A 10,874-nucleotide genomic window follows, 5' to 3' on the forward strand; every position below is an offset into this window, starting at 1 on the left:
CGAAATTCCGCTCTCGGCCGGTGTGCGTTTTCATGTCATCCGCCTGTGGTGAATACCGCGCGGTTGGCTGTGTACTCGCTACGGAAGTCGCACCCAGGTGAGGGATTTCCTTGCCGGACAAGGAGTTTTCGTGGCTATCCAGCGCAAGCACACGATGTATCACTCGACAATCATCGACGCCGATCCGGACACCGTCTTCGGCGTGGTCCGCGATGCCTTGAAGGTGGTGGCAATCGTCTCCGGACCCGCGGCGCAGCACGTGCACTGGGTCGATGGCGGTGCGCCGGAACGAGTTCCGTCGCTCTACAACTTCACCCTGGCGTTCAGCGGCGGTCTCGTCCAACAAGAGGTCGCCGGACGCAACGAGCTGGAGCGCTCGCAAACCTATCGATCCATCGAACCGACAATGGGCGTGGATCGCTATATCGGGACTATTCGCGTCCGCCCGATCACCGACGATCCGGACCGCTGCTTCTTCGATTGGACGCGGGAGCTGACGATCGCCGAGGACGCCGACACCGAGGTCGTCGAGACGATCATCGCCATGATGGCGAAGCAAACCGACTCCATGCGTGACCATTTCGCGCGGAACGGGGGCGATCGTGGCTGAGACATCGTCCGTTCGGCGGCTCGAAATCGCCTGGCCCGATTTGGGTATCACGCTGACCGCGGAGCTCGACGGCCGCAACCCGGAGCTGGCCGACGCGCTGTGGGAGGCGCTGCCCTACCGGAGCCTGCAGGGACACGCGCTGGTGGCGGGACAGCATCTGTACCACGCGGCGCCGATCCCTTCGCTGCTGCATCTGCCCGCGGCCACGCGGATCCCGGATCGGCGTGCGGCGCCCGATGGCACGGTGTTCTGTTCCGCGCTACAGCATCTGGGCATCAAGTACGGCGCACTGACCGAGCCGATGCCCGCCTCCCCGGTGGGCCGGATTCGGCAGGAGGACATGCCCGGGCTGCTCGAGGCGGGGCAGGCGATCTGGGATTCGGTGTATTCGACGAAACAGCCTGTGCTGGTCGAGGTCCGCAGGGCGGGTACCGAGGGCGGCCACCGCATACCCCATCTGACCGCCGCCGATCCGGACGCGAACCGCCTGATCCACGACGTGCACGCCGAGACCGAGCGGATATGGCTGACCGAACCGCCGGAGCTCGCCGACCTGCACCAGGGCATAATCCCTTCTGGGGCAGGGAGTTTCGACACGGTGCTGCCGACCCTGTTGTTCGTCAACGGCGAGACCCGCCCGCTCGGGTACGCGACCTACGGTGGCCTGGTCCGCGCCGCGGTCACGGAGATGCCGATGGATTCGCTGCGCCAGATGGCGCGACTGCTGGTCGGCATTCCCGCCGAATTCCTCGGCTACTGCGGCCTGGAGAAGCTGTGGGACTTCACCCAGCGCCTCCTGGCCTGCCTCGACCACCTCGACCGCGACGACTTCCTGGCCGTGGTCAGCCAGATGGCCCTCTACGTCAACTGTCTCGGCGGCTGGAACCTGCACCTGTTCCCGTGGCATGCCGGAGACCATCTGCGCCAGCAGCGCCCGGCCGGAGTGGGTCATCAGGTATGAGCAAGCGCACCGACGCCCTGGTCATCGGCGGCGGAGTCATCGGCACCTCGATCGCGTGCCATCTCGCCGAGGCGGGCGTCGGTACCGTTCTGCTCGAGCGCGGCGCGCTCGGCTCCGGGTCGTCCGGGACCACCGCGGGCGTCATCCGCACCTACTTTCCCGGCAACGCGCTCATCGGCGCGCTCGCCGTCCGGAGTCTGCACTCCTACTACGCTTTTCGCGAGCGGACCGGCATCGATATCGGCCTGCGGCGCATCGGGTTCCTGGTGTTGTTCACCGACGAGAAGCAGGTGGCGGACTTCCGGCGCGAGCAGGCCGCGCAGCGGGCCGCCGGCGTCGACGTCGAGCTGGTGACCGCGTCCGAAGCCGTGCGGCTCAACCCGTTGCTCGACGCGAAAACCATTGTGGCGGCGGCCTGGTCGCCGCAGGCGTATGTCTGCGCTCCGGCCGCGATCGTGCGCGGATATGCCGCGGCGGCGCAGCAGGCCGGCGCGGTACTGCGCACCGAGATTCCGGTTACCGGCATCGATCCCGGCGGGCAGGTCCACACGCCCGCGGGCGGTATCCGCGCCGAGACCATCGTCTGCGCGGCCGGACCGTGGGCGGGGACGGTCGCCGCCATGGCCGGCGTGCGCCTGCCGCTGACGACCTACCCCGTCGACATGCTCCTCGCCGACGCACCCGCGGGCGCACCGCACACCCTCCCGATGACCCTGCACCCGTCCGGCCTGCGGATCCGACGCTGGGGCGACCGCATCCTCGTCGGCATGGGCCGACCGGGCCGGGACGAGTTCCGGGAGGACTGGCTGCGACGGGTATCCGGCCGGCTCGGCCACGCCTTCCCGGCCCTCGCGGGCCACCGCCTCGACCACGGATGGAGCGGCGACCTCGATGTCAGCCCGGACGGGATGGCCTTCATCGGCCGCGATCCCGCCCGGCCCTTTTTCTATGCGGCGGGATTCTCCGGCCAGGGGCTGTGCCAGGCGCCCGCCGCCGGTGAGATCGTCCGCGACCTCGTGCTCGGCAAGCAGCCATGGATCGACACGGCAGGCCTCACCATCGCCGGAAGGAAACTGTCATGATTGTCCTGGGGTGCAACGGATTCACCCGCGTCGCGGCATTCTTCGCCGAGAACTTCGGCGCGGTCGGCATCGATAAGCACTACCTGCTCGGCCACGATGCGGGTGCCGCGCTACTGGTGGACGGCGAGCTGGTCGCCGCCGTGGAGGAGGAGCGGCTCAACCGCGAGAAGAAGACCACCGACTTCCCGATCAACTCGGTGCGCTGGTGTCTCGAATCCGCGGGATTGCGGTTCTCCGATATCGATCTCCTTGCCATTCCCTGGAATTGGTCCGGCGCGGTGGTGGCCCAGGTGCTGGCCGACATCTCTTCCGCGCCGATGGAACCGGCGGCCGAGCAGTACTTGCTGAGCGGCATCGGCAGGCTGGCCGCCGAGGTCGTCGGCCCGGAGGCGATCCTGGCCGATTTCGCCGCGCGCACCGGCTTCACCCCCGACCCGGAGCGGGTGGTGTTCGTGCCGCACCACTTCGCGCACGCGATGACCGGCTACTACCTCGCCGGGATGAAGGACAGTGCGTTCCTCGTCAGCGATGGTCGCGCGGAACGGTTTTCGACGCTGATGGGGGAGATTCGCGACGGCCGGATCAGCGTCTTCGACGAGTCGACGATCGGTGCGGAATACTCGATCGGCATCCTGTTCAGCGCGATCACGCGTTTCCTCGGTTTCGTGCCGAACAACGACGAATACAAGGTGATGGGCCTGTCCGGATATGCCGGACCGCCCTCGCCCAACCCGTTCGTCGAGGATCTCGTCGTACTGCAGGCCGACGGGCGATATACCTTCCGCAGGCCGCTCGAGACGGACAACCCGCACAGCCTCGACCCACTGTTCGAGCAGTACTTCGGCCCCGCCGAGGACACACTCGAGTACAAGGCCCGCGTCGCTGCCGCGGCACAGGAGATGCTGGCGGTCGTCACCGGCCACCAGCTGCGCGCGCTCGAAGCCAAGACCGACCTGGATCACCTGCTGTTCGAGGGTGGCGTCGCGCTGAACTGCCTCAACAACACACCGCTTTTCGAGGGATCGCGGTTCGCGGATATGGCGGTGAGTTTCGGCGCCAGCGATACGGGCATCGTTGTCGGCGCCGCGGTCCATGCGTGGATCACCCACTCGGACAACGCCGATCGGGCGAGGTCCGTCCCGCCGGTCACGCCGTATCTGGGACCGGAATACGACGACGCGGCGATCGAGCACGCCCTGCGCGAGGTCCGCGATCGTGTCGGTTGGTCAAGGCTGAACGACGACGAGATCGTCGACCAGGTGGCGAAACTGCTCACCGAGAAGCTGGTCATCGGCTATTACGAGGGCCGGATCGAGCACGGCCCACGGGCATTGGGGCATCGCAGCATCCTGGCGAACCCGAAGTTCCCCGATATCAAGGACGTCATCAACACCAGGGTCAAACACCGCGAACCGTTCCGCCCGTTCGCACCGCTCGTGCTCGAGGCGGACGCACCGAAGATCTTCGAGATGGGCCGCAAAACCCGTTCGCCCTATATGACTTTCGTCTTTCCGGTGCGGCCGGAATTCCGCGACGTGATCCCGGGCGCGACCCATGTCGACGGCACCTCCAGGGTGCAGACGATCACCGATCGGGACACCCCGCGGCTCGCGGCGCTGCTGCGCCGGTTCACCGCGTTGACCGATGTGCCGTGCCTGATCAATACCTCGTTCAACGTGGCGGGCGAGCCGATCGTCTGCACCCCGGCCGATGCGCTGAACTGCTTCCTCGGCACGGAGATCGATCACCTCGTGCTCGGCAACTACCTCGTCACGAAGGCCGTACCCGCCGTATGACATTCGGGGCGAGCGCCGGTGCGCCCACGACGCTGGTGCTGCTGCGGCACGGCGAGACCGCGCTGACGCCGGAGAAACGGTTGTCCGGCAGCGGTGGCGCCGATCCGGCGCTGTCGGATACCGGGCGGCGGCAGGCCGAGTTCGCCGCCGGGAGGCTTGCGGGAGGGGAGTGGCGGCCCGACGCGGTGGTGTCCTCGCCGTTGCGGCGATGCCGGGAGACGGCGCAGGTCGCGGCAGAGCGGCTCGGCCTCGAGGTCCGGATCGACGAGGGGCTGCGCGAGGCGGATTTCGGCGCCTGGGAAGGGCTTACCTTCGCCGAGGTGCGCGAGCGCTTCCCGGGTGAGCTCGAGGTGTGGCTACAGTCGCCCGCGACGGTGCCGGGCGGCACGGGGGAGTCGCTCGACTCGGTGGCGCGCCGGGTCGCGCTGTCCCTGGACGTATTGCTGGCGCGAGAGGCCGGGCGGACGGTGCTGGTCGTCTCGCACGTCGCGCCGTTGCGGACGCTGGTGCGGCTGGCGCTCGGCGCACCGCCCGAGTCGTTGTTCCGTATGGAAATCGCCGCGGCTTCGCTGTCGGCAGTGGTTTATTACGCCGAGGGAAATGCGTCGTTGCGATTACTCAACGAGACGGCGCACCTCTTGTGAAAGTCTACGAAAAGCCGGTCTCGGCCCGCGGAGGTCTTCATGCCTTCCGCCCGTAGCTGACTCCGCTCGGTTGGCTGTGTACTCCTCACACAAGTTCTTTCAAAGCAAGGGATGAGTGCCGTGGAATTCCTCACAGGCAGTGCATCCGGGGAATCCCCACCGTATTCAAAGGAGCGACCATGACCGCGCACACCAAGGAAACGTCCGTCCAGGAGCTGGAACGCGCCTGGATGGACGAGGTGATCAGGTTGGCCACCACCAGCGTGGCGAACGGCGGCGGTCCGTTCGGCGCCTTGATCGCCAAGGGCGGCGAAGTAGTCGCGATCGGGAACAACCAGGTCACCGCGACCCTGGACCCGACGGCGCACGCCGAGGTGAGCGCGATGCGCGCCGCATGCAAGGAACTGAACACCTTCTCGCTCGAGGGCTGCGTCCTGATCACCTCGTGCGAGCCGTGTCCGATGTGCCTGTCCTCGGCGCTGTGGGCGCGCATCGATCGGATCGTCTACGCCGCCGACCGGCACGACGCCGCGGTGGCCGGTTTCGACGACCGCAAGTTCTACGACCTGTTCGAGAAGAAGCCCAAGTCGATGTGGCCGACCCACGTCGAGCAGTTGGAGCTGCACAACCGGACCGCGCCGTTCGACGCGTGGCTCGCCAAAACCGACCGCATCGACTACTGAAAATGCGCGGTCAGCAGGCTTGGACATACGCACAAAGAGATCGATGTGAACTGGCCCACAATTCGGATCTCTCGCTTCTGGTCGCGTCGATGTCGAGCCGGTGTACTTGGTCAACCGAGCAAGAACCCGAGCAGGAGGTTGGATGTCAAGCAAGATCGGATGGCTGAACGCGATGCCACCCGACCAGGCGGAGGCGGAGTTGCTGACTTGCTGCGCGTCCAAGCGGTGGGCACGCAAAGTGGCGACGGGCAGGCCCTACGTGGACGGCGCGACATTGATCGCGGCCGCGGTGTCCGGGGTGCGCGAGCTCGGCTGGCCCGATGTCGCCAAGGCGCTCGACGGCCACCCGCGCATCGGCGAACGCGGCAAAGCGGGCCTGAGCCAGCGTGAGACCAGCTGGTCGCGCGACGAGCAGTCCGGCGCCGCGACCGCCGACACCGCCGTCCTCGACGCGCTGCACGACGGAAATGTGGCCTACGAGAACCAATTCGGCCATGTCTTCCTGATCCGCGCGACCGGCCGCACCGCCGAGGAGATGCTCGCGGAGCTGACCAGGCGCCTGAGCAATTCGGTCGAGGACGAACGTATCGTCGTCCAAGCCGAACTCGCCGAGATCACTCGGCTGCGGGTGCGAAAGCTGTTGGAGGACAGGTGAGTCTGTCCACCCACGTGCTGAACGCGTCGACCGGGCGCCCGGCCGCGGGCCTGCTCGTCCGATTGACCACGGCCGACGGAACGGTGCTCGCCGAACAGCACACCGACGACGACGGCCGCATCAAGGACCTGCCCGCGCCCGCGCCCGGTGTCCACCGGCTGACCTTCGACACCGGCGCCATCAGCCCGTTCTACCCCTCGGTGACCATCGATTTCACCGTCACCGACGCGACGCAGCACTATCACGTGCCGCTGTTGCTCAGTCCGTATTCCTACTCCACCTATCGAGGTAGCTGAACAATGTCGATCAAGCTCGGTCCGAACCGATACGGTAAAGCGGAGAACCGCGTCGTCAAGGTGACCAAGACCGGTGGCGTGCACGAGATCCGCGACCTCAACGTCAGCTGCTCGCTGGCGGGCGACATGGAAGAGGTCCATCTCACCGGCGACAACGCGACGATCCTGGCGACCGACACCCAGAAGAACACCGTCTTCGCCTTCGCCAAGGAATACGGTATCGAGTCGCCGGAGCGATTCGCACTGCTGCTCGCCCGCCATTTCGTCGATTCCCAGCCGAGCATCCACCATGCGCGGATCTCGGTGGAGGAGTACGCGTGGGAGCGCATCCCCGTCGCGGGTGACCGGCAGCATTCCTTCGTACGCTCCGGGCAGGAGACCAGGACAGCGCGTATCCACTACAACGGCGAAAATGCCTGGGTGGTATCGGGTTTGAGCGGCCTGGTGGTGCTGAACTCGACCGGTTCGGAATTCCACGGCTTCGTGCGCGACAAGTACACCACCCTGCAGGAGACCACCGATCGCGTGCTGGCCACCGAGGTCAACGCGGAGTGGCGGCATATCGGCGATCCCGGTGACTGGGACAAGTCCTACCGCGAGGCACGGCGCTGCCTGCTCGAGGCATTCGCCGAGACGCACAGCCTGTCGCTGCAGCAGACCCTCTACGCCATGGGCGAGCGGGTGCTGGAGACGCTGCCCGAGGTCGGCGAGGTACGGCTGTCGCTGCCGAACAAGCACCACTTCACCGTCGACCTGTCCGCCTTCGGACTGGAGAACGACAACGAGGTGTTCTTCGCCGCCGATCGCCCGTACGGCCTGATCGAGGGCACCGTGCTGCGTGAGGACGCCGCCGACGCCGGACCCGCCTGGGAGTGATCGGGTGAGCGCCACCGTCATCGAGAACGCGTACATCGCACCGGTTACCGGACCCGAAATCCCTTCCGGTTACCTGATTGTCGACAACGGCCGCGTCGCATCGCTCGGCGCGGGTCCCGCGCCGCGCATGCCGGGCGCCGAGCGTATCGATGGCGGCGGCTGCCTGGTCACCCCGGGCCTGGTGAACACACACCACCACCTGTACCAGTGGGCGACCCAGGGCCTGTTCCAGGACTCGACGCTGTTCGAGTGGCTGACCGGGCTGTACCGGATCTGGGCCGGTATCGACGCGGAGGTCGTATACGGCGCTGCCACAGCGGGATTGGGCTGGCTCGCACTGACCGGCACCACCACGAGCAGCGATCACCACTACATCTTCCCGCAGGGCCGCGGCGACCTGTTCGAGGCCGAGGTGCGCGCGGCGCGCGAGATCGGCCTGCGCTTCCACCCGTGCCGCGGTTCGATGGACCGCGGCCGCTCCGACGGCGGCCTGCCGCCGGACGAGGTGGTCGAGGATCGCGACGCGATCCTGGCGCACACCGCCGAAACCATCGACAAATACCACGATCCCTCGTTCGACTCGATGCTGCGCGTCGCGGTCGCGCCGTGCTCGCCGTTCTCGGTGAGCGAGGGCCTGATGATCGACGCGGCAGACCTGGCGCGGCGCAAGGGCGTCCGGCTGCACACCCATCTGGCCGAGACGCTCGACGAAGAAGAGCACTGCCTCGCCCAAATGGGCTTGACGCCAGCGGAATACATGGACAAGCTGGGCTGGCTCGGCGAGGACGTGTGGTTCGCGCACGCCGTGCACCTCAACGATGCCGATATCCGCCGATTCGCCGAAACCGGTAGCGGCACCGCGCATTGCCCGAGCTCCAACGCCAGGCTCGGCGCGGGTATCGCCCGGGTGACGCAACTGATGGCGGCGGGCGCGCCGGTCGGCCTCGGCGTCGACGGCGCCGCCTCCAGCGAGCTGACCTCGATGGCGGGCGAGATGCGCCAGGCGCTGCTGTTCCAGCGAGCTGTGCACGGCCCCAAGGCATTCACCGCGCCGCAGGCGCTGGAACTGGCCACCCTCGGCGGTGCGCGCACGCTCGGCCGCCAAGACGAGATCGGCTCACTGGAGCCGGGCAAGCTCGCCGACATCGCCATCTGGCGGGTCGACGGCTTCCGTGCTGCGGTCGAGGATCCGTTGTGCGCGTTGGTCTTCGGGCCGACGCCGCCGCTGGCCAGGCTGCTCGTCGGCGGGCGGACCGTTGTCGAGAACGGCGAACTGCGCACCGTCGCACACGACGGAGTCGGCCGGGCAGGCGTCGCCGCCCGGAATCGATTGCTGGGGAAGGAGTTGTGAACCCGTCCGTCATCGGACCACCTGATCCCGACCCGCACGCCCCATACGGGCGGCGGGGCGCCGGAGAGCCATCCATCCTCTCCGCAATTCCCGTCGCACACACGGCGGAACCGCACACCACCCGGAGGCCGGCCGTGCCGGAACACACCATCCGGGAGCAGTTGATCAACAGGGGCACCCCGCGTTTCCACACCGGCGCGCGGTAGATCCCACAACCGCATAACCGAACCACCGGTCCGGCCAGCTCGCCGGTCCGTAGGTCGGCTACGCCCCGAGGAGGGCACGCCAATGACCCGAATTGAAGCCGAACCCGTTGCCCCGGCACCGGTAACCGGCCGTAATCCGCTCGACCGCCTGTTCAAACTGAGCGAGCGCCGGACCACCCTGTCCCGCGAAGTCCGCGGCGGCATCACCACTTTCGTGGCGATGGCCTACGTTATCCTGCTCGTTCCGCTGATCATCGGCGGGGTCACCGACGTCAACGGGGACAAGCTGAGCATCGCACAGCTGACCACCGCCACGGCCTTCTCCGCCGGGCTCAGCACCATCCTGATGGGCCTGGTCGGCAATGTGCCGCTGGCCCTGGCCGCGGGCCTCGGCCTGGTGCCGGTGGTCGCCTTCCAGGCGGCGCCGCACATGACCTGGCCGCAGACCATGGGCATGGTCGTGCTGATGGGCGTGATCATCGTGATCCTGGCCGCCACCGGCCTGCGGACCATGATCATCAACGCCATTCCGCTGGCACTGAAGAACGCCATCGGCGTCGGCATCGGTATGTTCATCGCGCTGATCGGCCTGGTGTCCGCCGGTGTCGTCGGCCACGGCTCGCAGACCGGCCCGCCGGTCACGCTCGGCGTCGGCGGTCACCTCAGCGGTTGGCCTGTGGTGGTTTTCGCGGTCGGCTTGCTGCTCATGCTCGCGCTGTACCTGCGCAAGGTGCCCGGCGCGATCTTGATCAGCATCGCGGTGTCCACGGTGCTCGCCATCGTGATCAACGCGAACGCGACCATCGATCCGAAGCAGTGGGGGACCGTTGTCCCGGAGACACCGGACGCGTTGTTCGCCGCACCCGATTTCGGCCTGATGTTCAATGTCGACGTATTCGGCGGCTTCGCCCAGGCGGGCGCGCTTGTGACCGGCGTCGTGCTGTTCACGCTGGTGCTGACCGGGTTCTTCGACGCCATGGGCACCATCTTCGGTGTCTGCGACGAAGCAGGGCTGCTGGACGAGAAGGGCACCATGCCCGGTCTCGGCAAGGTGCTGACGGTCGACGGTGTCGGCCAGATCATCGGCGGGTTCAGCGGCGGCGCGGGCGCGACGGTGTACGTCGAGTCGGCGACGGGCGTCGGTGAGGGTGCTCGTACCGGCCTGACCAGCGTGGTGACCGGTGGATTGTTCTGTCTCGCAGTGTTTTTCACGCCGCTGGCCGGCGTGGTGCCGATCCAGGCCGCGGCACCGGCCCTGGTGCTCGTCGGTGCGCTGATGATGACCCAGGCGCGCAAGATCGACTGGAGCGATCTCGAGGTCGCGGTGCCCGCGTTCCTCACCATCGCGCTGATGCCGTTCACCTACTCGATCACCAACGGTGTCGGCGCAGGCCTCATCGCCTACGCGGTGATCAAGGCCGCGCGCGGCAAGTTCCGTGAGGTGCACTGGCTGCTGTGGCTGGTGAGCCTGGTGTTCGTGGCCTACTTCGGCATCTCGGGCATCGAGCTGGTGCTCGGCGGCTGACCGATGCGCGACCTCGCGGCAGGGCTCGGCGAGTCCTGCCGCGAGGCGCTGCCGCAATGGGCGTCGGGCCCATGCGGAAGTGCTGGAGCATCGTACGAATCGAACTCCGAAATGACGGGCCAGCTTGGGTTCAATCGCTTCTAGCCGTTTGTATGACGTTGGCGAATAATCGAATTCAGCTGGCTCCCT

Annotated in this window: 11 protein-coding genes; all 11 read left to right on the forward strand. The window is 67.3% G+C overall.

What is annotated here, in order from left to right; translation table 11 throughout:
- Positions 1–130 precede the first annotated feature (130 nt).
- The 11 genes from ACIG5A_RS26225 (at position 131) to ACIG5A_RS26275 (ending at position 10,685) form a co-directional block, all read left to right on the forward strand.
- Positions 131–610, forward strand: coding sequence for an SRPBCC family protein (locus ACIG5A_RS26225; RefSeq protein ID WP_397244505.1), 480 nt, complete (start codon positions 131–133; stop codon positions 608–610).
- Positions 603–1,571, forward strand: a complete 969-nt coding sequence (locus tag ACIG5A_RS26230; protein WP_397244507.1) for a hypothetical protein — start codon at positions 603–605, stop codon at positions 1,569–1,571. The genes ACIG5A_RS26225 and ACIG5A_RS26230 overlap by 8 nt, the downstream gene beginning before the upstream one ends.
- On the forward strand, positions 1,568–2,653 hold the full coding sequence (locus ACIG5A_RS26235; protein ID WP_397244509.1) for an NAD(P)/FAD-dependent oxidoreductase: 1,086 nt from the start codon (positions 1,568–1,570) through the stop codon (positions 2,651–2,653). The genes ACIG5A_RS26230 and ACIG5A_RS26235 overlap by 4 nt, the downstream gene beginning before the upstream one ends.
- The gene (locus ACIG5A_RS26240) at positions 2,650–4,449 is read left to right on the forward strand and encodes a carbamoyltransferase (protein ID WP_397244511.1); all 1,800 of its coding nucleotides are present in this window, start codon (positions 2,650–2,652) and stop codon (positions 4,447–4,449) included. Before ACIG5A_RS26235 ends, ACIG5A_RS26240 begins: the two co-directional genes overlap by 4 nt.
- The gene (locus ACIG5A_RS26245) at positions 4,446–5,093 is read left to right on the forward strand and encodes a histidine phosphatase family protein (RefSeq protein WP_397244513.1); all 648 of its coding nucleotides are present in this window, start codon (positions 4,446–4,448) and stop codon (positions 5,091–5,093) included. The genes ACIG5A_RS26240 and ACIG5A_RS26245 overlap by 4 nt, the downstream gene beginning before the upstream one ends.
- A 179-nt stretch (positions 5,094–5,272) precedes the next feature.
- Positions 5,273–5,776 carry a nucleoside deaminase gene (locus ACIG5A_RS26250; RefSeq protein ID WP_397244515.1) on the forward strand — a complete coding sequence of 168 codons (504 nt, stop codon included), beginning with the start codon at positions 5,273–5,275 and terminating at the stop codon, positions 5,774–5,776.
- 142 nt (positions 5,777–5,918) lie between these two features.
- Positions 5,919–6,431 (forward strand): 2-oxo-4-hydroxy-4-carboxy-5-ureidoimidazoline decarboxylase, encoded by a 513-nt coding sequence (uraD, locus tag ACIG5A_RS26255; protein ID WP_397244518.1) that lies wholly within the window; start codon positions 5,919–5,921, stop codon positions 6,429–6,431.
- The gene (gene uraH / locus ACIG5A_RS26260) at positions 6,428–6,727 is read left to right on the forward strand and encodes a hydroxyisourate hydrolase (protein WP_397244522.1); all 300 of its coding nucleotides are present in this window, start codon (positions 6,428–6,430) and stop codon (positions 6,725–6,727) included. Before uraD ends, uraH begins: the two co-directional genes overlap by 4 nt.
- A gap of 3 nt (positions 6,728–6,730) precedes the next feature.
- Positions 6,731–7,603 (forward strand): factor-independent urate hydroxylase, encoded by an 873-nt coding sequence (gene pucL / locus ACIG5A_RS26265; protein ID WP_397244525.1) that lies wholly within the window; start codon positions 6,731–6,733, stop codon positions 7,601–7,603.
- 4 nt (positions 7,604–7,607) lie between these two features.
- Positions 7,608–8,954, forward strand: coding sequence for an 8-oxoguanine deaminase (locus ACIG5A_RS26270; RefSeq protein ID WP_397244527.1), 1,347 nt, complete (start codon positions 7,608–7,610; stop codon positions 8,952–8,954).
- A gap of 288 nt (positions 8,955–9,242) precedes the next feature.
- Positions 9,243–10,685 (forward strand): NCS2 family permease, encoded by a 1,443-nt coding sequence (locus tag ACIG5A_RS26275; protein ID WP_397244529.1) that lies wholly within the window; start codon positions 9,243–9,245, stop codon positions 10,683–10,685.
- The last annotated feature ends 189 nt before the right edge of the window (positions 10,686–10,874 follow it).

The sequence above is a fragment of the Nocardia sp. NPDC052566 genome (genome assembly GCF_044547285.1).
Taxonomy (GTDB): Bacteria; Actinomycetota; Actinomycetes; order Mycobacteriales; family Mycobacteriaceae; genus Nocardia.